We start from the raw sequence: 23,631 nt of genomic DNA on the forward strand, positions 1-23,631 counted from the left end.
ACTACAAGATTCAGGAGGCAAGATGGCTGGGCCAATCAAAAGCGTCGTCTCGCGCATGGCTGCTCTTATGGCGGCGTGCTCCCTTTGTGTGGCTGCGTCGGTGCCTGCCGGATTCGCGGCGCTGATCGTATCGGCCGATGCGCATGCCGATATGGTCAGCGCGTCGGGCACCTACGCGGCGACGAAATACCCCATCGTGCTCGTGCACGGCCTGACGGGAACCGATCGGTATGCCGATCTGCTCGACTACTGGTACGGCATTCCGACCGATCTGCAATCGCACGGCGCGAGTGTCTACGTCGCCAATCTTTCCGGTTTCCAAAGCGACCTCGGTCCCGATGGCCGCGGCGAGCAATTGCTGGCCTATGTGAAGCAGGTGCTCGCGGCCACCGGCGCTCAGAAGGTCAATCTGATCGGGCATAGTCAGGGCGGGATGGCATCGCGCTATGTGGCGGCCGTCGCGCCGCAACTGGTCGCATCGGTGACGACGATCGGCACGCCGCACCGCGGCTCGGAGTTTGCCGACTTTGTGGCCGAGACGCTGCAGAAGGATCCGACCGGGCTCGCGCAGCCGATCATCGGGCAGTTGGCGAACGTGCTGGGCGTCTTGCTCAGCAGCAATCACAACACGAATCAGAACGCCATCGCCGCGTTGCAGGCGCTGACGACCTCGGGCGCAGCCGCATTCAATCAGGCCGTGCCGAGCGCCGGCCTCGGCGCGCCCGGATCGTGCACCACGGGTGCGGCCACGGAGACGGTCGGCGGCAGTACGCACTACTTGTATTCATGGGCCGGCAACGCAATCACGCCGAGCTGGTCGGCGCTGGGGGTGCGTGCGGCCAAGGACACAAGCGTGTCGGGCATGCTCGACCCGGCGAACTACGCCGATCCTTCCACGCTTGCCATGCTCGGCAGCGGCGCGGTGATGATCAACCGCGGCGCGGGCCAGAACGACGGGCTCGTCTCGGTCTGCAGCGCCCAGTTCGGCCGCGTGCTCAGCACGAGCTATCACTGGAATCACCTGGACGAGATCAATCAACTCTTCGGGCTGCTCGGCAAGAACGCCGAGGATCCCGTCGCCGTCATTCGGACGCACGCGAACCGGCTGATGCTGCAGGGCCTCTGACCGATGCAGGGGCGCCGGATCGTTGCCGCCGCGCTGGGTGCGGGCCTCGTCGTCGGCGCAGTCATCGTCGCGCTGCGCGCATTCCGCGAAAACTCGCCCAGCCCGTCGGCCATGAACGCTGTTACCGCAGCGGCAATGTCTGCTTCCGTGCCGACGTCGGCATCCGTCGGAAAAGCCCGGCCGGAGGTGGCGGCGGTGCTGCCGGACTCGTTCGCGGGTACCGCGGTGCCACATCTGCCGCTCGATGCGCGCGGGCATCTGGCGGTGGACCGTGTGGTCCGTGATTTCTTCGACTACTTTCTGACGGCGCAGCACCAGATGCCGGCGGGCGCGCTCGATGCGGCCGTGCGCCGAGCGGTTGCCGCGCAGCTCGATGGCACACCGGCGCAGGACGAGGCGCTCGATCTCTGGCGCCGTTACGGCGCCTACCGCGACGCGCTCGAGCGCCTGGCCGTGTTGCAGCAGCCGGCCGGCGCGAGCGGGGTGGATCTCGAAGCCGCGCGCGCGGCGTTTGCCGAGCGTGCCGTCGTCGCGAGCCGAACGCTCGGCCCGGCCTGGAGCGAAGCGTTTTTCGGGCGCGAATGGCGGCATGCAGCCTATGCGATCGAGCGCTTGCGCATCATGCGGGACGGCACGCTGAACGATGCGCAAAAAGCGGCACGGCTCAGCGTGCTCGTCGAGACTTTGCCCCCCGACGAGCGTGAGGCGCTGCGCCGTGAGACGGACGCTCAGGCTACGATTGCGACGGTCGCGTCCCTCGATGCCCAGGCGAGCGGGCTTTCGACGGAAGCGTTGCGGGCTCGGGCCGCCGAGGCGCTGGGGGCGCAAGCGGCGGCGCGCATCGTCGAGATGCACGAGGCGGAGGCGGCCTGGCGTGCGCGCTATGCCGATTACGCCACGCAACGTGCGCGCATCGACGCTATGCCGCTGGCGCCGGACGAGCGCGAGGCCCAGCGCGCGAAACTGCGCGAGCGGACTTTCTCCGATCCCGGCGAGCGCGTGCGTGCCGCGTCGCTCGATCGAACGGCCGACTGACGCGCTCTTGCCTCCTTACTTGCTGCGTTCTTACGCCCCCGGGCCTTTGTGCCTTTGCGCCGTCGGTGCCGGCACAGTCGTTCCTCGTAGCGATGGAGGCGCGCCGCACCCTTTCACGCGGCGCGCGCCGCCCCCGCGCTATCGATCTGCGCTTCGATCACGCCGGCGAGCGCATCGAAGGCGGGCGCGATGCGCGCATTCTGCACGCAGGCATAGCCGAGCAGCAGGCCGCGCCGGGCCACGCCCTCATCGCTGTAGTAGTTGGACAGGGGCCGCACGATCACGCCTGCGGCGAGCGCGGCGGCCGTCATTTTGCGATCGTCGACCTGCTCGGGCAGCCCGAGCACGAAGTGGAGGCCCGCTTCGTCGCCCATGACGGGCAGCGTATCGCCGAATCGCGCGGCAATCGCATCGATGAGCATCTGACGGCGCTCGCCGTAAAGCGCCCGCATACGCCGCACATGCGAAGTCAGATAGCCGTCCATGATGAACTCGGCGAGCACGGCCTGCTGCATGAGCTGCCCTTCGCGATAGAGCTCCGCAAGCCCGGTCCGGAATGTCTCGACGAGCGCCTCCGGCAGAACGATGTAGCCGATGCGCAGCCCGGGGTAGAGGATCTTGCCGAGACTGCCGACGTAGATGACGCGCCCCGCTTCGTCGAGCCCCTGCAACGACGCGATCGGCCTGCCGCCGTAGCGGAACTCGCTGTCGTAGTCGTCTTCGAGGATCCACGTTCCGTGCTGGCGCGCGTATTCGAGCAGCGTGCGGCGGCGCGCCAGGCTCATCACCATGCCGAGCGGGTACTGGTGAGAGGGGGTGACGAGCGCCAGTTTCGGCGGGTCCTTCAGCGAACGCTCGCGCGGGTTGAGGCCCTCTTCGTCGACGGGCACCGGCGCGAGCGTGAGCCCCGCCGATTGCAGCACGCTGCGCGCGCCCCAATAGCAGGGCTCTTCCACCCATGCGCGGTCACCCACGTCCGTGAGCAGCCGCACGGCCAGATCCATCGATTGGTGAATACCCGTGGTAATGACGATCTGATCGGGCGAGCACTTTACCGAGCGCGCCACGCGCAGATAATCGGATAGCGCGCGTCGCAGCGGGCGATAGCCGCCGCCCGGCGCGTAGGTCAGGAGCTCGGGGTTCGCCTCTTTCCAGAGGCGCGCCTGCAGGCGGCTCCAGGCGCGCGACGGAAATTCGGTGACGTCGGGCACGCCCGGCATGAACGCCCCCCACTGCTTCGGCGCCACGCCGGCACGAGCGATCAGCTGGCGGCCGCGGCCCGAGAGCACGTTGGTGGTATCGGGCTGCGGGGCTGTGCCAGCCGCGCCGGCTACGGGCCCACCGGTGGCGCCCGGGCGCGTGCCGGCGCGCGCGTGCACAGCCGCGGTATCGGGGCGCGTATCGGCCACGTAGGTGCCGCTGCCCGTGGTCGAGAGCACGTAGCCCTCGGCGGTTAGCTGGTCGTAGACCCGCAGCACCGTATTGCGTGCGATGTCGAGGTCTTCGGCGAGCGTACGCGAGCTGGGCAGCTTCGTGCCCGGCGCTAGCTGGCCGGTCAGAATGGCTTGCTGCACGAGCCGCAGCACCTGACGATACATCGGCTCGGCCGTGCCGCGCTCGAGCCGCGCACCCAGCCAGTCGGAGAGGATGATGGTATCCAAAGTGGTTCCTCTCGGAATAATGAAATGGTTCCGTTTGGTGGAGCCGTAACCGATTATATTGGATCGCCAAGGATATGCGAGCACCGCATGTCGATGGAGCCACTCAGGAAGAAGCAGGAGACACCAGCCATGAAAACGGAAGACGTGATCGTGAGTTTTCGCGGCGTGCGCAAGACATACGATGGCGAGACGCTCGTCGTCAAAGCGCTCGACCTCGATATTTATCAGGGGGAATTCCTGACGCTGCTCGGCCCCTCGGGCTCCGGCAAAACCACCTGCCTCATGATGCTGGCCGGCTTCGAATTCCCCACCGGCGGCGAGATCCGGCTCGACGGCCAGTTGCTCAACACAGTGCCGCCGCACAAGCGCAACATCGGCATGGTGTTCCAGAACTACGCGCTCTTTCCTCATATGACTGTGGCGCAGAACGTGGAGTATCCGCTTACCGTGCGCAATGTCCGCGCGGCCGAGCGGGCGGCGCGAGTAAACGACGCGCTGAAGATGGTGCGCATGGAAGGTTTTGCGAAGCGCTACCCCGCCCAGCTTTCGGGCGGCCAGCAGCAGCGCATCGCGCTGGCGCGCGCGCTCGTGTTCGAGCCGCGGCTCGTGCTGATGGACGAGCCGCTCGGCGCGCTCGACAAGCAATTGCGCGAACACATGCAATACGAGTTGAAAGCCCTGCACGAGAAGCTCGGTGTGACGTTCGTCTACGTGACACACGACCAGGGCGAGGCGCTGACGATGTCCGATCGCGTTGCCGTGTTCGACAAAGGTATCGTGCAGCAGCTCGATACGGTCGACCGGCTCTACGAAACGCCTTGCAACGAGTTCGTGGCCAGCTTCATCGGCGACAGCAACCGGCTGCACGGCACGATCGACGACGTGGACGGCGAGTTTTGCAGGCTCCGGCTGCGCGACGGCACGCAGGTGGTCGGACGCAACGTCGGCAACGCGCGCGCTGGCACGCAGGCGGTGGCCTGCATCCGGCCGGAGCGGCTGCGATTGGCGTCGCACGGCAATGGCGCCGCCGAGGGAGCCGGCAACGCATTGTCCAGCGAGGTGCGCGGGTTGATCTATTTCGGCGACCACGTTCGCATGCGTTGCGCCGTACCGGAGCAAGACGAATGTTTCGTCAAGGTACCGCTGGGCAACGAGGCGCTTTCGAGCTTCGTGCCCGGCGCGCCGGTCGCACTCGAGTTCGCCCCCGAGCATCTGCGCGTTTTCGCCTGAAGCCCCGCGCGTTGCACGCCCGAATCGCCCATCCGCTTTGCCGTTCGGGAGCGGACCCTTCCACGTAGAGGAGAACCTAGATGAAGACGAAAATTACCCTGACACGTTCGCTGGCCGCCGCTGCCGCGTGCGCGATGGCCGTTGCGGCCGGCGCGAATGCGGCCGAACTGACCGTCGTGAACTTCGGCGGTGCCAACGCGGACGCGCAAAAGGTGGCGTATTACCAGCCGTTCGAAAAGCAGATGGGCGACAAGCTGACGGCCGTCGAATACAACGGCGAGACGGCCAAGATCAAGGCGATGGTCGAGGCGAAGCACGTGAACTGGGATGTTGTCGAAGTCGAATCGGGCGATCTCGGCCGCGGCTGCGACGAAGGCCTCTTCGAAAAGCTCGACTGGGCGAAGATCGCGAACAAATCGGACCTCGTGCCCGAATCGCCGCGCACCTGCGGCGTGGGCTTTTTCGTGTGGTCGACGGCGCTCGCTTATAACGCCGACAAGCTGAAGACCGCTCCCACCGGCTGGGCCGATTTCTGGGACGTGAAGAAGTTTCCGGGCAAGCGTGCTTTGCGCAAGGGTGCGCGCGGCAATCTCGAATTCGCGCTGATGGCCGACGGCGTCGCGCCGAAGGAAGTCTACAAGGTGCTTGCGACGAAGGCTGGGCAGGATCGCGCGTTCAAGAAGCTCGATCAGCTCAAACCGAACATCCAGTGGTGGGAGGCGGGCGCGCAGCCGCCGCAATTCCTCGTGGCGGGCGATGTGGTGATGTCGTCGGCGTTCAACGGCCGCATCGATGCCGCCCAGCGCGAAGGCAAGAACCTGAAGGTGGTCTGGAACGGCAGCATTTACGATCTTGACTATTGGGTGATTCCGAAGGGCGCGCCGAACAAGGCGCTGGCCGAGAAGTTCATCGCGTACACGGTGTCGTCCAAGCCGCAGCAGGTATACGCGCAGCATATCGCCTACGGTCCGGTCAACCGCGATGCGATCAAGTCGCTCGATGCCAAGACGCTCTCGAATCTGCCGAACTCGCCTGCCAACGGCAAGAGCGCGGTGCTGCAGGACGCGGCGTTCTGGACCGACTACGGCGACGAACTCGAGCAGCGCTTCGCCGCATGGGCATCGAAGTGAAGTGAAGCGGCTGTGACGCCGCACGCGCTGCCCGGCAATGCGCCGGCAGCGCGTGCGGTAAGCGTGGCGGCTGGAACAGCGTAAGGCAGGGCAGGACAGCGGAAAACCGCGGAAACAGGTAACAAGCCAGAGGCAAGGGCAGGAGATGAGCGTGAACACGATGCCTATGACGAGCGAGCCGAGTGCCGCTTCGACGGCTGCTTTGAAGCGTGAGTTGAAAGCCGCGCTTGCGCGCAAACGCGCGATGGCGCTGTTGCTGGTCGCGCCTCTCGCGATTTTTCTGTTGTTGGTATTCGTCGTGCCGATCGCCGCGCTGCTGACGCGCGCGGTCGAAAATCCCGAGGTGGCCAAAGCGTTGCCGAAGACGGTCGCCCAACTGCGCCATTGGGATCGTACGAACGCTCCGCCTGCCGCGGCCTACGCGGCGCTCGCGACCGATCTTTCGGCGCTCGAGGATGGCGAGACACTTGGTGGGCTCGGGCGCCGCCTCAACGTGGAGATTCCCGGTTATCGCTCGCTCGTGGCAAAAACGGCGCGAGCGATGCCGCTCAAAGACGACGCCGGCAATGTGCTCGGGCCCGATGCCGTGCGCGCGAAACTCGTCGAGCTCGACGAGCGGTGGGGCGATCCGCATTACTGGCGGGCGATCGCGAAGAACGGCTCGCGTTATTCGCCGTTCTATTTGCTGGCTTCGCTCGATCACCGTCAGGACGCTTTCGGTCATATCGAGCGAACCGATCCTGACCAGCGGATCTATCTGAGCGTATTCGGGCGCACGTTCGTGATCAGCGCCGTGGTGACGCTCGCGGCGCTGCTGCTCGGCTACCCGCTTGCGTACTGGATTTCGACGCTCGGCGAGCGTCGCGCGAACCTTGCAATGATCCTCGTGCTGATTCCGTTCTGGACATCGATTCTCGTGCGCGTGGCCGCCTGGATCGTGCTGCTGCAAAACGAAGGGCTCGTCAATCGCGCGCTGCAGGCGCTCGGCATCACGCATGCGCCGCTCGAGCTGCTTTTCAATCGCGTGGGCGTCTACATTTCGATGACGCACATTTTGCTGCCGTTCATGATTCTGCCGCTCTACAGCGTCATGAAGTCGATCCCGGCGAGCTATCAGCGCGCGGCGGTCTCGCTCGGCAGCCACCCGTTCGCCGCGTTCTGGCGCGTGTACGTGCCGCAGACCTATCCGGGCATCGGCGCGGGCGCGTTGCTTGTCTTCATTCTGGCGATTGGCTACTACATCACGCCGGCGCTGCTGGGTGGGCCCGACGATCAGATGGTCAGCTACTACGTAGCCTACTTCACGAACGTGACGATCAACTGGGGCATGGCCTGTGCGCTCGGTGGGCTGCTGCTGGCCGCCACGCTCGTGCTTTACGCCGTGTACGGGCGCTTCACGCGGGCTCAGCCGAGCCTTTGATTACCGCCACGACATTTCGATGAACCGATGAACGCATCGGAGCCGACAATGAGATTTTCGAAACCCCTCTTTGCGCCGCACACGTCGTTTGTCGAGCGAGCGTGGTACTTCGGGCTGCGCGGGCTTGCCGTATTGACGCTGCTTTATCTGGTGCTGCCCGTGCTCGCCATCGTGCCGCTCTCGTTTTCGTCGAGCACGTTTCTTGTTTATCCGATACCGAGCTGGTCGCTGCGCTGGTATCAGCATTTGATTTTGTCGAATGAATGGCGCCATGCCGCGCAAAACAGCTTCATCGTCGCGCCGGCAGCCACGTTCGTCGCTACGGTGCTCGGCACGCTGGCCGCGCTCGGATTGGCGAAAGCCAACTTTCGCGGCAAGGCCCTGCTGATGGCCGTGCTGATCTCGCCGATGATCGTGCCGGTGATCGTGGTGGGCGTGGGCATGTACTTGTTTTTTGCGCCGCTTGGATTGGCCAATACGTACACGGGCCTCATCATGGCGCATGCCGCGCTGGGCGTGCCGTTCGTCGTGACCACGGTCGGTGCGACGCTGCAGGGCTTCGACGGCAACCTCGTGCGGGCGAGCCTGTCGCTCGGCGCGAACCCGACGCGGACGTTCTTTCGGATCACGTTGCCGGTGATTGCGCCGGGGGTCATTTCCGGAGCCCTGTTCGCGTTCGCGACTTCGTTCGACGAGGTCGTCGTCACCCTGTTCCTGGCGGGTGCGGATCAGACGACGCTGCCGCGGCAGATGTTTACGGGCATCCGCGAGAACATCACGCCGACGATCGCCGCGCTGGCGACGATTCTGATCGTTTTCTCGACTTGCCTGTTGCTTGCGCTCGAGTGGTTGCGAGGCAGAAATGCGGCCCGGGCGGTGGCATAAGCAAGCGTTCCGGGCGGCCGGGCACCAGCCGGAGCGCTATTGCTTCGACGTTTCGGCGAGCGGCGCCTGCCCCGACAGCCTCGCGATCAGATTCTGCAGCCACGCCATTGCGACCCTGTTCGCGTATCGAACTGTTGCCCGGTATAACCCCACCAATCCCAGCATCCGCCGTAGTTGTCGTTTGTGGTCCGCGTCTGGGGGTAGACGATGACGAGCCGATAGGCGGCGGCCCAACGATTGAATCCGACGTTGCGCGGGCTTCGGCGAAAGCCTGCATCGCGGTGGATCGATGCTGGAGCGATGCCGGAGAATGGGCCCGGCGAAAGTGACGCGTGATGATTTTCCGGCGCGACCGAGCGTTTGCGGTTGACGTAGCATACGGGATCGCCGTAACCGATCATCGAAGCGGAAGCGGGTCGATGAGCAGTTGAAACCATGCGTTGTTGTTTGCGGCGGTCGGATCGATCACGTGCTTGTGCTTCGAGTCGCGCAGGAAAGCGTCCGGATTGTCTTCGTCCTTAATGCGCAAGCGCATGCTGATATTGGGGGAGCTGTTCGATTCCCTTCGAATGAATTTTATGAATCGAGAGGTTGTCGGCTTGGGATGCGGCTCTCCAACGATATCGAAGCTGACCTTGATATTTCTCCATTGATCGCTCTCGGCCGTATCCAGATACTTGAATGTCAGAATGGCGGAATAGCTGTCTTTCTGTCGAGGAAGAAGCCGGAATCCAGTCTTGATCGGGTTGGTCATGAGCCCCTCTCCGGGCGCCAGGCTCCGCATTTCGTCGAATTTTTCGTACCCTGAACCTGCGTCCCAATAGCTCTCGAGCTTCAAGCGACGAGTCATGCCAAGAATGTCCGTATCCCGGCTTTTCAATGCGATATGAAGCGAAAGGAAGGGTGCCTGAATTCGTTCTCTTGATTCCGCGGCTGGGGCTTCGCTTCCTGATGCGTTGGATGCGAGAGAGTCCATTCCGGCGACGCTCGCCGATTCGAGGTCGTCGCCTACCAGTCTCTCCAGACTCTCCGTGAAGTCGCCGAATATGCGCAGAGAGCTTGTTGGCGCGTGGCCCGATGGATCGCGGACATTGATCGGGTCATCGGCGCAGTCCGCATAGGGATTGACGCCTCCAATCTGAAACGGACTCAGGTTATCGGGAGCGGCAAAGCGCATTAAGCCAGGCAAGTACCAGCGATAGCCGTCGCCCAATGGATACGCGAGAGCCACAGGATCTTGACGCTCGCCTTCGAAGCCAATCGCGGTCGTACTGTCCATGATCTTTCTCGCCAGCGTATGCGTCGATCCTATATGTGAGCGCAGCCTCGCGGATGCCGCCGAGCCCGGCGAGGGGCCGGATACGCGCTTCAGCGTTTGCCGATAGGCGAGTACTCCACTCCAAGGCAGATACGCGAGCCCGAGCTTGCGCGTTCGTTACCCGACTATAGGCCTCCCGATGGAAAGCGGAACCCATTAGTTTTAATAGCGCGAAAGGCGAAGATTTGGGTTAGGTTTGGTCGACAGTTTGGAGGCAGAGACCGTGGCCCCCTCCACAGCGCTTTCGGGCGACAGTAGTTTGCGGCGCAAGCCGGGTAGAGCCGCCGCATATCAAGCGACGCTTTTGGCGAGCGAGCCTGAAGGTTGCGGTGAATTTTCTTCCTGCGCAGGAGGCTTCCGATCATGAGTACCGCTCCGACATTCGTTTCCCAAGCGGGCAATTTCGCGAACACCGTCGCGGGGCAGGTGGATCCGCGTACGGGGCTCTATGGCGCGAACATTACGTTAGGCCGGCTCACCGGTAATCGTGGTGTGGGCCCAGTGCTGCCGATCGCAATCGATTACCGCCCGATGGGAACGATCCAAGGCAGCCAGGGCGAAGGGCTGGGGCTCGGATCGGGCGTTTCGTTCAGTTTTTCGGTGTATGACTCCGCGAACCAGATGCTGATGCTGTCCACCGGCGAGAGTTACCCTGTCCTCGACTCGCCTTCGACGGCGCGCGTGGTTGACGCCGACGGTGGCGTTGTACTTCCGCTCGTACAAAGCAGCCTGGACAACATTCGATTCAAGCGCTACGACAGCTGTTCGATCATTTGGCAGGGGGAGAGACCGATTACCAGTTGCTATAAGGTAATCCATAAATCGGGGGACATCGAAATCTTGATGGGGCCCAGCATGGGGGGCGTGCTCAAGTTGCCGCAGCTCATGGTCGATCCTGCCGGACATGCGCTGACGTTCCAGTGGACGTATGACGCATCGCGCAACCCTCAGCTCCAGTCGATTACAGATGACACGCGAGACATCAATGGACACTGGACCACCCTGCTGAGCGTCGTCTATAGCGGCGTCAACAGAAACTTTACTTTCTTTCCCGGCACGCCGGAAAGTTACGAGGTGGACCTCACGTACGACCCGACCAATACGTTGCTAATGAAGGTCGAAAACAAGAGCGTCAGCCCATCCTTGGTCTGGACGCTGGGATATAGCGCCGTGGCGAACCCCGACCCTAACGGTAGTGACCTTTCGTGGCTGACAGATCTGACCGGGCCTGGCGGCATGACAGAACACGTCGACTACGCGTCCATTCACAAGTTTCCGCTTTCGGCCGCCCTGAACCCGTTGTGTGCCGTGACGACCCTCAAACAGGATCCGAAGGGCGGGCAACCCCCGATTACGACGACGTTCGCGTATACGTCGCAGACGACTGGCACCAATTTCGTGGCTGGTGGCACGACTATCTCGAGCTGGGCCAGTAACCGCGATAACTTGTACGACTACCCTGGTGGCGGTTACACGTATGGATCCACGCAGACCTGCGGCGATTGTGTCACGACCTACACCTTCGATAAGTTTCATTTGCAGACTCGGCAGGTCGTGACCCGCAATGGCAAGGCCGATACGGGCTCGAAGACCATCATCACGGCAACCAGCTATTACGGCAACCATAATCTGCCGTACGACAGCATAGGCTGCGCCTATTTTCAGTTTCCCTTGACCCGAACGATGACCTGGGTGGACGGTGTGGATCCCGCCAGCGATCCATGCTGTGTCGAGACCACCCACTACGGTCAGGATCAGGAGATGACACCTGGCTGGGACAAGTGGGGCAATCCGTTGCGCAAGACGGATCCGAACGGCCTGACCACGACCTGGGAGTACTACGATGGGAGCCAGGACAACTACTCCGGCAGCATATTGCTCTGCCCCAAGGATCCCAACGGTTTTACGCGGTTTACGAAGTCGATAAAGGTGGATCCGAGTACCGTGACGTCGCCCTCCGTGGTACCCGGTGCACCTGTTCAACAAACCAACTACACCTACGCCAAGGCAACGCCGGCGATGTCGTTCAATCAGTCATATGTCGACGGTCTCGTGTTGCAGGCTGGCGCCTCCCGCACCAGCGGCGGTACGGTGCTCTCGGAGACGGTCAACAGCTATGACGCCGAGGGCAGCCTGAATGCCGGGCGGGTGACGAAGCAGGTATTCACGCACTATCCCAACGGTAAGCGTTCCGTGTCCAGCGAAAGCTACACGACCACCGCCACGTACCAGTATGTCGGGCAGACGTTTGCCTATCCATCGCCCTCGACCGTTCGCCTCGGCGCACTGACGACTACCCAAACGGTAACCGTACAGGATCCGGACGTTCAAGCAGATCCGAAGACCGGCCATCCGGCAGGCGTGCTTACCGCGACGACCAGCCATACGATGTCGCTGTCCACCACTCGCACGCTGCGTGAAATCGATACGCTCGGAAATGCCACGATCTACACCTACGACAACCTGGGGCGGCTGACGCAGCGCATGCTCAATGCGACGAGTACTTCCGGGTACGTGAACACGCTCACCTACGCCTACGTTATCAACGGGACGCTGCTCGGTGACGAAGCTACGTATCCGCTGCAGGTTCGTACCCAGGATCCAAGGGGCAATAAGGTCTGCTACACGCAGGATGGCCTGAATCGCGTCATCCAGCGCCACGTGAATGCGGTCGATGTGACGAACGGGAAGTCGAAGTGGTGGGCGATGGAAAAGCATGGCTACGACAGTATGGGACGCTTGTCGTCACGCGCGGTATTGGATTACGACGTGAATAAGCAAGGGGAGACGACGGCGACCTATACGCTCTCCACGGCGGCGATCGAGTATGACAACTGGGGTCACACGCGCAAAGTGACTTATAGCGACAACACCACGGATATGTCGATTTACGATCCGGTGAACAAGATGATGAGCGCGGCGCGCATCGGTGTGTCGTCGGATGGTCAAAAAACCACGTTGACTACCGGATGGAACGTGACGACGTACGACTACAACTTCAGCCGGAAGCCGGTGACGGTGGAGCGCCGCCACAGCGCGTCGGCGCCTGACGTAGCTGAATCCTATAGTTTACGCCGCCGGCAATACAACGGCCTGTATTGGGTCATAGCCGATACCGACGAACTCGGTAGAACCACCTCTTATGAGTACGATGGGTGGGGGCGGGTAACGTGCACCACGTTGCCGGCTACAACCATTCAGCTGCCGAACGGTAAGACGACCAGGCAGACGTCGTCGGTAATCAGCGGTTACTGCCCGAAGTCGCCTGCGAAGTGGGTTGAGAGCATCCAGGTAACCGGCAAACCCGGGCAACCGGCCAAAGCGCCGTTCGAAGGCACCTGTACGGTCGGCAGCCGACATTTCGATGGCCTCGGGCGCGTCGTGGACAAAACGGTGGGAGGCTGCGCCTGGAAGTACCACTACCCCTATGACGCCACGGTAAAAGACGGGTACATGCGGCCGAGTGCGGTCGATACGCCCGACGGATACACGCGGAAGTATCAATACGTCTACGAATTGGACGAGGCGTTGCAGGAAGTGTCGATCGACAGTGCCGTCACGCACAACTACCATTACGAGCCGGTTTCCGGCATTGTCGGTAACGCCGGCTCGAGCATGACGGTTGAAGGATTGACGCAAACGTCCGGCATGACATTCAACGCATTCGCCTCGGGACGTCTGCAAGGGGAGACCATAACGTACACGCCGCCGGCCGCACAACATGCGACCGTCAGGGGCAAGGACATACCCTCGCGGAAGACGGCTTACACGTACACGATCGGCGGAGCACTGAGCACGTACGTTCACGTAGACGAAGCCACGTCCACGATCTCGCGGGATCGCAATGGAAGGATCGAGAGCGTCTCGGATGGCTCCACGTCGGTCACGCCTCAATACGATCTCGCCGGACGACTGACGGGCTGGGTGGCCACCTCGGGCAGCCATACGGTCAGCACCACGCTCACCCTCGACGATTTTGGCCGCGAAACGCAACGCGTCATCGCGGACGGTAGCGACACCTGGACGATCACACAAAACCCCTGGCAAAGAAACGACCTGCTTGCTCAACGGGTGGTGCAGCGAAGCAACAGCCAAGGGAGTCGCGCCGAAATCTACTCCTACGACGAACGCAATCGCCTCACGATTTGGGACGGACATAATGCGGGCGCATCGAATCTTCCGTCGTTCGCGGACCGATACGGCAATACGCTGATGAAGCAGGCGTTCACGCTCGATGCGTTGAACAACATCACGGCGGTGGTGACGAGCTTCGGGAGCGGCAACCCGCTATCCAACACCACGACTTTCACGTTCGATTACAACGATGATCCATGCCGTCTTCTCGGAGGGGCCAACTCGAGTACGAGAGCAGGTCCGTCAGCATTCGACGTTCAGTACGACAACGCTGGGCGCATTACAAACGACGGGCAGGGAACAACGCTGAGCTACGATCCATTGGGGCGCGTCCGCGCGGCGGAGAGTACGCTGACCGGACTCTCCGGCGCATACGGCTACGACCCCTTCCACCGCCAGGGTGTGCAGACCTCCTCGGACCCGAACCAGTCGCCGGCTTGCTTCTACTATCGATCGAATGAGCTGGTCAATCTCGTTCAGGGAGACAACAGCATGCGTTTGCTCCGCTCGCTCTCGGGAGCGCCCGCGGCGCAGATCAATGGCGGAGGCGAGCAGGCCGGCGCCTGGCTGCTCGGTACCGATCGATTAGGATCGGTGCTCACGGCAAGCAACGACCAGGCCGGTGCTCCCCAACAGCGGGCATATTCCGCGTATGGCGAGGAGCCTGTTCCCAAGGCCACGTAGACAATGAATGCAGGGTACCTGTGGTTCACCGCTTCGCAAGCCGCACTCCCGTCGATCGTGTGAGCCGCCTTGAAGGGGATGCATGCCATGACAATACAGCAAGGATTTACCGCGGCCTGCCGCGACTGCGTGACGAACGGCTACCCGCTCGGCCATGGATATCGCCTGTACATGCCAGGTCTGATGCGCTTCGCAGCGCAAGACGACTTCAGTCCGTTTGGGGTAGGTGGCGCCAACCCTTACGTCTATGGCGCAAGTAATCCCATCAACGGTGTCGATCCCAGCGGGCACGATTTTTTATGGGGCGTATTCTTGACGTTGAATACGATACGCGAATTCTTGCCGGGGGGGATGGGGGGCATCGATCAGGAAATGATGACATCGATGGGCTTGCCGCAACTTCCGACGTGGAATGATCAACAGCCGTCATTACCCACGGCAAGAGATCAACTGGTAGCGCGGATCGTCCTGGATATCGACTTTACGGTCATCGGCATTGCTGTGGCTTTTGCCACCCTGGGCGTAGGACTGGCTGTCGTGGCGAGTGCCTTCGCGATGGTCAGTGGAGGGTTGGCAATCGCGTCGGACGTCGAGGACTATAAAGGGAACGAAACGGCCAGCAAAGACCTGAGTTATGCCTCGCTCGGTGTGGGCGTCATCGACGGCTTGGTGACCGGCGGGGCGGAGGCGGCGCTCAGCATCGCCAAGATGGGTTCTTATAGTGTTGAAGCGGGTGCCAGGTTGAGCAGGCCAGTCCTTAGAACGGTGGTGCGTGCGGCAGCCGGACAATTGGTGGTTCAAGGCGCGAGTGCGGCCTTGTACTTTGGGCTGCCCCCGTTGATCCAAGCGTTGATCGGACGCGGCCCAGGGGCGCAGCCCGCATTTGAGGAGCGGTTGCTTCCTGCCGGCTCGACACAAGCGGGCAGCTATCGCACCGCGTTCGGGTACCCACAGCCTGCGGACGTCGCGATTATCGAGGCGCGGCCGGAGCAGCGACCGGCGTGGCCAACGCCCGTGGCGGCCCAGCCATCGATGCGTCCGGGGTATGCTCAATGAAGCTTTTCGGAAGCTTGCGGGACGTGGCGGCAGGAGATAGCGCCGGCCAGCGAGCGCACGAACGGCTCAGGCGCGGCGCCTCGGCGCCTATTGGCCGATTGGGCGCGCCCGCCTGATCAGGAAGGCATCTGCCGTGTCAACGAGCGTCTCGAACTGACTTTTCAGCGGCGGTAAAACCGTCCACGCGTCCTCGATCTGCGCCTTCAACTGGGTTATTCCATTCCATCGGAGTTCCCCCAGCCCGAGGCCCTCGATAGGTTCGAGCGCATGTTGTCCGGCCGCGATCGGGCCATAAATTCGATTGATGATTTCGCGCGTTTCGCTGAAATCGCTTACCAATTCATCCTGGGTGGGAGGAAGCTCACCCAGGAGCGGATCATCGAAGTGATATAACAAATCACTGATCCGCTCAGTCATCACCTCCATGGCCAACCGGGCTTGGCGCACGGCACTCTCGATGGCCCGCTGGTATTTGAGCAAACCCGCCCTGTACTCAACCGTTGCCTCTCTGATCAGACGCAAACGATGTTCGCTGGCAACATTTCCTGCTGGCACGACTGCGCGTGATGACTCGTCTTGTCGCGAGGACGAAGCGATCAACCGTTGCTCGTCAACCCCTCCGGCGTTTTGCTTCACGTTTCTCGCCGCGATGGGGGCGTCTTCCTCCGCGAGATCACGGTCCAATTTTCCCAACACTTCCCAGACTTCGGGATCGATGTCCATATGGCCCGTTGGGTCTCGGCGGGTGATCGGGTCGTTGGAGCAATAGACGTAAGGGTGAATGCCCGCGGGCCCGAACGGGCTGAGGCTGTCCTGCGCATTGAAGCGCCTGAGCGCAGGCAGATACCATCGGTAGCCATTCCCGAGCGGGTAGCCGCGTGAAACGGGATCTTGACACATGCCGGTGAAGGCTGGCCAAAGCGATTCGCTTATCATCGCAGGCATCCATGTCGCGAATCACGACCCATTCGTGGTCTGCACAAATTTGATCGTAAACTCCTGGGCGCCTTTCTTTGGTGGGGCTTGGAGTGCATACCATAACGTCGAATCGTTCGGGTCGTTGCTGTATATGTATAGATTGTCATTCGCGTATGCCCCCTGATGCCAGAGGCGAAACGAATTTTGCGTCCAGAGCGGCCTCAAGTAGGTGTAAGTGCCAGCATGTTGATCCACGATTACCGTCGTATTCGTGACATCGGCGCGTGGCCCGCCTCCCTCGGTTTGGGATATTCCGAGCACCCACGTACCGGGATCGGACCATGCGGGTTGCTGCTCGAGCTTACCGGTATACAGGCCGAGTGCCCCGTTGGGAACGACTCTTGCCGGCTGAACCCCAAGCGACGGGCCGAAGGCCCACCCCGTCAGCCCTTGCGCGGCGAGAGTCGCGGACCCGTAATAAAAGAGCGGGAAGCGTGTCGCCACAACCCATTTCTGCACATATGGCATGTACCAATATGCATAGTCTTGTTGCGGTATACCGGGTCCGCTCGCGGCGCTGTCCTGAACGATGTCCGTAAAGGCTGACAGCAGGTTGTCGCCGAGGCTGATCGGCTTGATGCTATTACTGTCAGGCGAGATTCCATAATCCGGTGCGTCGGGATCATAGCCGGGCGGATAGTATGTCGAAGGGAAGTTGAAATTAAAGTAAAAATGCCCCTCATTCCCATACTGGTCGTGGAATGTCGTTCCGCTCAAATCCCCGTCTGAGAATGGATCGTAGGTCCTGCCCTGCTGCATGAACGGGGCAGTAATGTTGATGTAGGTGACGAGTACGAGGGTCAATGCGTTGTTTTGTCCGCCCAAATCATCCAGAGACGTTTGATAGTTGTCCCATACGTTGACCGACATCGAACGCGCCGAAGACGAAACTATGTACGCATCTGTGCAGTAATAGTTGTAGGCGCTCCGATAGTAAAACGGGTTGGACGGCACCGATCCATCCTTGAAGGTGTCCTTGCCCCACGTCCAGTCGGCGATATGCTTGGCATGGCCATAACTGTTTATCCCGTTGTTCACCAGCTTGGCGTTGTCGATGCTTATGATGTAGTTGTCCTGCCTCCAGTAGAACTCGGGCGCCAGTATGTTGGTATCCGCATTGTCGAGGCAGTACATGTCGTTCCTGGCATCGCCGGATGCACCGCTGCGCAGGGCCGTTTTGGATTGGATCACCAGGCTGTTGAGCACTGTGTAGGTAGTGGACGGGTACGCTGTGGCCTGCACCGGGGCGGGCGTCGAGTTGGTGTAGACCGTTCCGAACTGCGCCACGGAGCCGTCTGGCAAACCCAGTCGCGCCCCAATCGTGGCCTGCGCGCCGTTCGTCTGGCTGCACGTAAGGTAGACGTTGACGTGATACGGGCCGACAGTGACCGTGTTGCTGGACGACCCATTGCCGATTTCCTCTTGTGGTGCCGTGATAGGGGTGGTGTAAGCGGGTGGCGTCGGGCTCGAACTCCACCCCCCCGTCAAGGCCGTGTTATTGAAGTTCACCAGCGTGGGATTCAATTTTGAAAGCACCTTGTCCATATACGATGCAAACAACGCATAGGAAGGCAATGATGCGCTGGTCGGAATCAACTGTTGGAGGCTGCTGTCGGCCGGTGCGAAGTACACGCTGATGCCGGCGCCATGCCGGCCGTTGCCGTAAATCAGGACGACCGGACGTTCCGTGCCGGTGTTGTCCTCCGGATATAAACCGGGGTGGATGCAGCTTTGCCAGGCGTGCTTCCAAAAGCCGTTCGGATCGGTGCTCCCGAACGGCGGCGGCGGGTTTACGCTCGAGTCGGCCTGGGCTTTGAGCGCGATATAGAACGCGCCGACGATATAGCCTTCTCCCGTATATTCGTCTTTCAACTGAAAGACGTCGCCTGTGTCGACCGTCAGGTTGTCGGAAAAGTGTTTGGGATGGTCATAGGTGCCGAGCGCCCCGGTATAGGTGCCAAACACGAAATCCATGGATGGGGGCGTCGACGGCAGATTGATGCCTGCCTTGCTGCTGACGAGCGTGGCCGTCAGGCCGACCGATTCTTCGGTCGTATCCACGAAGCTGGCCGTCGCGGAGTTGCCGCTTAGGGGCACGTCGAGGGCATGACCGTTGTCGCTGAGCGTGGCGCCCGTTTGCGGCTTGAAGGTGGCGGTTTGATTCGAGGGCAATTCGAAGTGCACCGAGTAGGTGACGTTGCTGCTTGATGCGTAGGGCACGAGGCCGCTGTCGGAGTGCATCATGAGCGTCACCGTGGCCGTATGGGTGGCCTTGCCGTCGGCTTCGCGGCCGTCGCCCGCATCCGGGCTCGTCAGATCGAGCTCCAGGGCGCCAAACTGATAGCGTCGCGACGCGGGTGTGGACGGCAAATCGATTAAATCGTTCTGGATCTCGGCGCTGAGCGTCACCGTCTCGCCCCGCCGATAGTCGTTGTCCACAAACAGCGCTTGTGCGGTGTTGTCGATCAGCGGCGCGGTGAGCGTTCCGTTCGTGTTGAGCGTCTGTCCTGGCTGCGCCTGAAACTTGGCCGATTGGCTCGCGAGCGTGAATACGACGCTCCATGGATAGTTGTTCTGACTCGTTCCCGGGCCCGACAACGTCACGGTTGCCATATGAGCCGACGCGTTGTCGGCGGGCACATACCCCAGGTTATCGTCCGGCAGCGACAGCGTCAGTCCTTGGAATGCGAAGGACAACGAGGCGGGTGTCGAACTCAGTCCGAGGGCATCGATCCTGGCGGAGAGTTCGACGCTTTCTCCGCCCGCGATTTGCGTGTCGACAAACCACGCCTGCGCCTCGTGCGTCTGGTCATCCAGCGGCGCGCTCAACGTCAGTCCGTCGGTGGACACGCTCTGGCCGGCCTGCGGTTGGAACGTGGCATGTTTGCCCGAAGGCAGGGTGAATTTCACGGAGCGGTCCGTGCCGACGTCCGTGGCATTTTGCGGGAGCGAAGCCGTTGCTCGATGGGGGCTGATGCCATCGGCGGGCACCACCGAATTGTCATCCGACGCGGGCTGCAGCGACAACGTCAATGCGGTAAAGGGGAAATCGAGCGAAGGCGGATCGGACAAGAGATTGAAGCCGTTGTCGATGATCTCCGCCGTCAGCGCTACGGTCTCGCCCGCCGCGTTGGTATCGACGAAATAGGCGTAGGCAGCCTTGGTGCCGGAGTCAAGCGGCGCGACAAGGGTCGTGCCGCCGTCCTTGAGCGTTTGGCCGTCCTGCGGTACGAACGTGGCCTTCTTGCTTGACGGCAGCTTGAATGTCACATCGAACGGCACGTTTCCGGGCCTCGTGCCGAGCTTGCCCAGCACGGTTGCTTGCGCCATATGCTGCGTGACGCCGTCCGCCGCCACGATCTTGGTGATGTTGTCGCCCGCCAGCTTCAGCTTGGCGTCGATGGCGAAGACCAGATAAGGCGGGCTGGCCGGCACGTAGATCGAGTCGTTGTCGATAGCCGCCTGCACGGCGAACAGGGTCCCAACGCCCAGGTCGAGCATCTCCGCGGCGGCGGCGGTGCCTGTCAGCGGGGCAGTCAAGGTTTTAGCGCCGGCGTCCAATGACTGATCGTTGCCCGCAACGAAGATCACGCCGTTGTCCGCCGGCAGGGTAAACGTCACCACCTGCTTATCGGTGGGCAACAGGCTGATGTTTCCGGCGGTCACGGTTGCCTTGGCCCGATGCAGTACGCTCGTCGCTTGCGGTTTCAGATTCAGGTAGGCATTCAGGTTCGGCGCGAAGCCAAATGGCAGTGACTCGGGTGTGGACAAGACATACAGCGGCTCCATGTCGAGTTCGGCCCGCAGTGCCACTGATTCGCCCTTGCCGTTCGTATCCACGAATACCGCGGTTGCCGTGCCCGTGACCGGATCGACCGGCGCGCTCAGCTTCTTGCGGTCCGCGCTGGTGCTCTGCCCTGTCTGCTCGACGAACAGGGCCCCTTGGCTGTCCGGCAGGTTGAACGTGACGGGCGTTGCAAATTTGGAGACAGCGGCCCCATTCTGCTCGACGGTAGCCACGGCTGTATGCGGCGTCGTGCCATTGGCCTGTGGCATGCGCTTGTCATCGCCTTCGAGCAGCAGTGTATAGGCCGAGCCGGGCGTAGGCCCGGACGATGTCGTTTCGTAGGTAATCGAATACGTGTCGCCGGCGCTGTCCGGCACGAGTGCCACGACGGCGGTGCCATCGCTCAGGGCCATGCCGGCGCATGCGAAATTGGTGTCGGGGTCCCACAGCTGGAAAGTGCCCGCTGCGGGATCATAGTTCTTCACGACGAAGACAGTCGGTGCGCGATCGCCGAGTGCGAGCACCCAGTAGCTCTCCGGCTCCAGGCCGAAATCGGGCTGGTACTTGTACACCGAGGTGCCCTGGAATGAGAACGTCACTTCGTTCTCGGATACGACCTTCATCGTGAACTGTGTCCGAGGCGATCCGGGGTCGACGTTGCCGTCGAGCGTCACACAAGCTCCGACGAGCTCGGAATTGCCGGGGCACCAATAGGTGGTTGCGTATCGTCCACCGGACAGAAAGAGCTCGACGGTTCCCCCGATGAGTAGCGAACTGTTCGTCGACGTGAACTGGAAATCGAGCTTCGGAGGCGTCGAAGGCGCGTAGGTCACGCCATCCGTGGTGGTGCTGGCCTGCAGGGTGATCATCTCGCCGTCGGTGTTGCTATCGGTAAAGTACACCGTTACCGGGTGCGCCACGGCTATGTTGGCGATCAGCGTCTTGCCGTCCGGAGAAACGCTCTGGCCGGCGCGCTCCTGGAACTGCGCCGCGCCTGATTGAGGCAGAGTGAATCGGGCCTGGGGCGAACCTTCTCCAGACATCAGCGTCACCGCAAGCGTCGCCTGGTGCGTGGCGGTGCCGTCCGCCTTGGCCCGTACATGCGTGTCGCCGGAAAGCGCGGTAGAAAGACTCATGGTCGTTTCCTCCAAACAGTCGATCAAACCTAACTCAAATCCTCCCCCTTCCGCGCTATCAGAAGTAATGGGTGCTGCCTGCCATCACGAGGTCTATAGTCGGGTAACGAACGCCTCTAATCGTTGCTTGCTCGCCGAGAATTTGTCATGAATGCCATCACCTCGCTGGGCTTTACGGGCGCCTATCGTGATCCCGTCTCGCTCTCCTACCCGCTCGGCAATGGCTATAGGCGGCACATGGGTACCGTGCACCGGTTCAATGCGCAAGATGAGGACAGCCCGTTCGGATTCGGTGGAATCAATCCGTATGCGTATTGCTCCGGAGACCCCATAAATTACACGGATCCCACCGGGCATTTCATGAACATTGCGACCAGCAATGTGGTGGTTTTGGCGTTCGCCGGATCAGTGTTGGGGATGGGCGGCGCGGCTCTGCTGGGCAAGACGATTTATGCCCGACTCGTTTCGGGGGATCGGGGCTCGCTCTTTCGGCGGCATCAGAGCGCGGATGGAGGAGTGGATGCGCCGCATGAGACGGCAGAGCGTCCGTCGGCCGTTCCGGGAAGCGAAGTTCACGACACGAGTATCGAACCTGTTGCCCGACCTCCATCGACTCCTCGAGACCATCCAGTCAGGAAAGCGGCAGTGCATTTTGCGGATGACCTCGAATTCCACTTCGCCAGAGCACAGCAGTATTTCGAAAGAACGGAGATCGACATCGCGGACAGACGGATGCTTCGGGCGGCGTATGATGAATTGGAAAGCGGCGGTCTTCATGACCTGAGCCCGAAGACGAGAGAAATGAAAATGCGTGCGATCGCTCGCGCCGATGCGAGAAGTCTCCACGGTGGTCGAAGCAATCTCGATATCGCGCATACCTATCTGGAAACGGCGGAGAACGCGATCAGACGGGGCCGCGCACCTGAGGAACTTCATGCCGCCGTTTTGGCCCACTCCACCGAGTACCTGCGCCTCAGCAACTTCCTCGAGCATCCGGAGTTCCTGGAGTTTCGACTGTAGAATGCCGTGCTCGAGTCAGCCGGCCGGCTACGAGCCGAGCGCGCGAGGGCACACGCAGGCTCGGCACATCGGGTTCGACGCGACGTCGATACCATCGCGATAGCGCGTCGCTTCTGGCGATTCGAGCAACGCCCCAAGGCTGTCGTAGTCGCGCAGGTTTCCATAAGCAGGAAGGAACCAGCACGGCCGCACCGCTCCATCGGGTTCGATCACGGCCGATGTCCACGGAGCGTCGCATTCGACGATGCGGGCGGCCTGACTCCCCGGGTCCCAGTATGTCTCGACATGGCCGACCAGCACGCTTCGCAGGACGTCCGCCGTTTCCCGAACGAACTGCCCCAACTCGGCACTTTCGCTCTCGATCAATTGCTCGACCGCTTGGCGCAGCGCGGGCACGGCATCGCGCGGAACGACGAGTGCGCCGACTGCTGGCGGGTTGAGCGCGTCTGCGCTTTCGCGCCCGAAGGCGGGGCTGCCGATGTCGAGCCCGAGAAAGCTGATATCGGCGAGCGCGAGACGGCGGGCCGTGTCGACAGTTTCCCGCAGTAGCGGATAGTTGAGCCGGTGCACGACACAGCGGCCGTGCACCGTGATACCCGGTGCGACGCGCCTCAGTGCGGCGAGGCCCTCCTCGAGGCGTTCGTAAGCGGACGGCACGTTGCGCACGGTGTTGTGGATCGCGGGCGGACCGTCGAGGCTGACGGTCAGGCTCGTGCCGTAGCGCGCGACGAGGGCGGCGTACTTCTTCAAGAGAAGACCATTGCTGAGGAATCGCATTCGGATCCGGTAAATATCGAGAATGCGGCAAATTTCGGCCAATTCCGGATGAAGCGTCGGCTCTCCGCAAAGCTCGACTTCCCGGATACCCATGGCGACCCAATCGGCCGCCATCGATTCGATTTCGCTTGCGGGAATGAACGTGCGTCTTTTCTCCCGCCATATCTCGCACATCGGACAGCGCGCGTTGCAGCGATTGTTGAGCCACAGCAGCAGGTGCGTCGGACGTGCTTCGCGGTTCATGTGCATGGCTC

The 23,631-nt window shown here is 61.9% G+C and carries 14 protein-coding genes; 9 read left to right on the forward strand and 5 right to left on the reverse strand.

Annotated elements, in window-relative coordinates:
• The first annotated feature begins 22 nt into the window (after positions 1 to 22).
• Entirely contained in the window at positions 23 to 1,126 is a 1,104-nt protein-coding gene (locus tag U0034_RS26730) for a triacylglycerol lipase (RefSeq protein WP_170151720.1), read from the forward strand.
• A 3-nt stretch (positions 1,127 to 1,129) separates the two neighbouring features.
• Positions 1,130 to 2,161: a lipase secretion chaperone gene (locus U0034_RS26735; RefSeq protein ID WP_085228871.1), complete on the forward strand. Its 1,032-nt coding sequence runs from the start codon at positions 1,130 to 1,132 to the stop codon at positions 2,159 to 2,161.
• A gap of 113 nt (positions 2,162 to 2,274) precedes the next feature.
• Here U0034_RS26735 and pdxR read toward each other — a convergent pair whose 3' ends face one another.
• A complete protein-coding gene (gene pdxR / locus U0034_RS26740) occupies positions 2,275 to 3,822 on the reverse strand; it encodes a MocR-like pyridoxine biosynthesis transcription factor PdxR (protein ID WP_085228872.1) in 1,548 nt (515 codons plus the stop codon).
• Between the two features lie 129 nt (positions 3,823 to 3,951).
• On the opposite strand from pdxR, the gene U0034_RS26745 reads away from it, so the two are divergent.
• From U0034_RS26745 to U0034_RS26760, 4 genes are all read left to right on the forward strand, one after another.
• On the forward strand, positions 3,952 to 5,052 hold the full coding sequence (locus U0034_RS26745) for an ABC transporter ATP-binding protein (protein WP_085228913.1): 1,101 nt from the start codon (positions 3,952 to 3,954) through the stop codon (positions 5,050 to 5,052).
• Between the two features lie 134 nt (positions 5,053 to 5,186).
• Complete coding sequence (locus tag U0034_RS26750; protein WP_233212083.1) at positions 5,187 to 6,182, forward strand: ABC transporter substrate-binding protein; 996 nt, start codon at positions 5,187 to 5,189, stop codon at positions 6,180 to 6,182.
• A gap of 160 nt (positions 6,183 to 6,342) precedes the next feature.
• Entirely contained in the window at positions 6,343 to 7,602 is a 1,260-nt protein-coding gene (locus tag U0034_RS26755) for an ABC transporter permease (RefSeq protein WP_176072563.1), read from the forward strand.
• A gap of 48 nt (positions 7,603 to 7,650) precedes the next feature.
• Complete coding sequence (locus tag U0034_RS26760) at positions 7,651 to 8,487, forward strand: ABC transporter permease (protein ID WP_085228915.1); 837 nt, start codon at positions 7,651 to 7,653, stop codon at positions 8,485 to 8,487.
• A 397-nt stretch (positions 8,488 to 8,884) separates the two neighbouring features.
• Here U0034_RS26760 and U0034_RS26765 read toward each other — a convergent pair whose 3' ends face one another.
• Positions 8,885 to 9,766, reverse strand: a complete 882-nt coding sequence (locus U0034_RS26765) for an RHS repeat-associated core domain-containing protein (RefSeq protein ID WP_085228875.1) — start codon at positions 9,764 to 9,766, stop codon at positions 8,885 to 8,887.
• A gap of 402 nt (positions 9,767 to 10,168) precedes the next feature.
• Here U0034_RS26765 and U0034_RS26770 point away from each other — a divergent pair, with 402 nt between their 5' ends.
• Positions 10,169 to 14,623 (forward strand): RHS repeat protein, encoded by a 4,455-nt coding sequence (locus tag U0034_RS26770; RefSeq protein ID WP_085228876.1) that lies wholly within the window; start codon positions 10,169 to 10,171, stop codon positions 14,621 to 14,623.
• Between the two features lie 87 nt (positions 14,624 to 14,710).
• Complete coding sequence (locus U0034_RS26775) at positions 14,711 to 15,679, forward strand: RHS repeat-associated core domain-containing protein (RefSeq protein WP_158243582.1); 969 nt, start codon at positions 14,711 to 14,713, stop codon at positions 15,677 to 15,679.
• Positions 15,680 to 15,766: 87 nt separating this feature from the next.
• Here the strand turns inward: U0034_RS26775 and U0034_RS26780 are convergent, their stop codons facing one another.
• Both U0034_RS26780 and U0034_RS26785 read right to left on the reverse strand, forming a co-directional pair.
• Positions 15,767 to 16,615 (reverse strand): RHS repeat-associated core domain-containing protein, encoded by an 849-nt coding sequence (locus U0034_RS26780; protein ID WP_233212081.1) that lies wholly within the window; start codon positions 16,613 to 16,615, stop codon positions 15,767 to 15,769.
• 21 nt (positions 16,616 to 16,636) lie between these two features.
• Entirely contained in the window at positions 16,637 to 21,580 is a 4,944-nt protein-coding gene (locus U0034_RS26785) for a hypothetical protein (protein WP_139831184.1), read from the reverse strand.
• Positions 21,581 to 21,727: 147 nt separating this feature from the next.
• Between U0034_RS26785 and U0034_RS26790 the strand changes: the two genes are divergently transcribed.
• Positions 21,728 to 22,600 carry an RHS repeat-associated core domain-containing protein gene (locus U0034_RS26790; RefSeq protein WP_085228880.1) on the forward strand — a complete coding sequence of 291 codons (873 nt, stop codon included), beginning with the start codon at positions 21,728 to 21,730 and terminating at the stop codon, positions 22,598 to 22,600.
• Positions 22,601 to 22,627: 27 nt separating this feature from the next.
• Here U0034_RS26790 and U0034_RS26795 read toward each other — a convergent pair whose 3' ends face one another.
• Positions 22,628 to 23,620: a radical SAM protein gene (locus tag U0034_RS26795; protein WP_158243581.1), complete on the reverse strand. Its 993-nt coding sequence runs from the start codon at positions 23,618 to 23,620 to the stop codon at positions 22,628 to 22,630.
• Positions 23,621 to 23,631: the final 11 nt, after the last annotated feature.

Source organism: Trinickia caryophylli (genome assembly GCF_034424545.1).
Classification (GTDB): Bacteria; Pseudomonadota; Gammaproteobacteria; order Burkholderiales; family Burkholderiaceae; genus Trinickia; species Trinickia caryophylli.

What these genes read in the sequence shown, in the direction of transcription:
- U0034_RS26730 (WP_170151720.1), top strand. Translation starts at nt 23, where the DNA reads ATGGCTGGGCCAATCAAAAGCGTCGTCTCGCGCATGGCTGCTCTTATG.
- U0034_RS26760 (WP_085228915.1), top strand. Translation starts at nt 7,651, where the DNA reads ATGAGATTTTCGAAACCCCTCTTTGCGCCGCACACGTCGTTTGTCGAG.
- U0034_RS26745 (WP_085228913.1), top strand. Translation starts at nt 3,952, where the DNA reads ATGAAAACGGAAGACGTGATCGTGAGTTTTCGCGGCGTGCGCAAGACA.
- U0034_RS26795 (WP_158243581.1), bottom strand. Translation starts at nt 23,620, where the DNA reads ATGAACCGCGAAGCACGTCCGACGCACCTGCTGCTGTGGCTCAACAAT.
- U0034_RS26790 (WP_085228880.1), top strand. Translation starts at nt 21,728, where the DNA reads ATGAATGCCATCACCTCGCTGGGCTTTACGGGCGCCTATCGTGATCCC.
- U0034_RS26770 (WP_085228876.1), top strand. Translation starts at nt 10,169, where the DNA reads ATGAGTACCGCTCCGACATTCGTTTCCCAAGCGGGCAATTTCGCGAAC.
- U0034_RS26755 (WP_176072563.1), top strand. Translation starts at nt 6,343, where the DNA reads ATGCCTATGACGAGCGAGCCGAGTGCCGCTTCGACGGCTGCTTTGAAG.
- U0034_RS26765 (WP_085228875.1), bottom strand. Translation starts at nt 9,766, where the DNA reads ATGGACAGTACGACCGCGATTGGCTTCGAAGGCGAGCGTCAAGATCCT.
- U0034_RS26775 (WP_158243582.1), top strand. Translation starts at nt 14,711, where the DNA reads ATGACAATACAGCAAGGATTTACCGCGGCCTGCCGCGACTGCGTGACG.
- U0034_RS26785 (WP_139831184.1), bottom strand. Translation starts at nt 21,580, where the DNA reads ATGAGTCTTTCTACCGCGCTTTCCGGCGACACGCATGTACGGGCCAAG.
- U0034_RS26750 (WP_233212083.1), top strand. Translation starts at nt 5,187, where the DNA reads ATGGCCGTTGCGGCCGGCGCGAATGCGGCCGAACTGACCGTCGTGAAC.
- U0034_RS26780 (WP_233212081.1), bottom strand. Translation starts at nt 16,615, where the DNA reads ATGATAAGCGAATCGCTTTGGCCAGCCTTCACCGGCATGTGTCAAGAT.
- U0034_RS26735 (WP_085228871.1), top strand. Translation starts at nt 1,130, where the DNA reads ATGCAGGGGCGCCGGATCGTTGCCGCCGCGCTGGGTGCGGGCCTCGTC.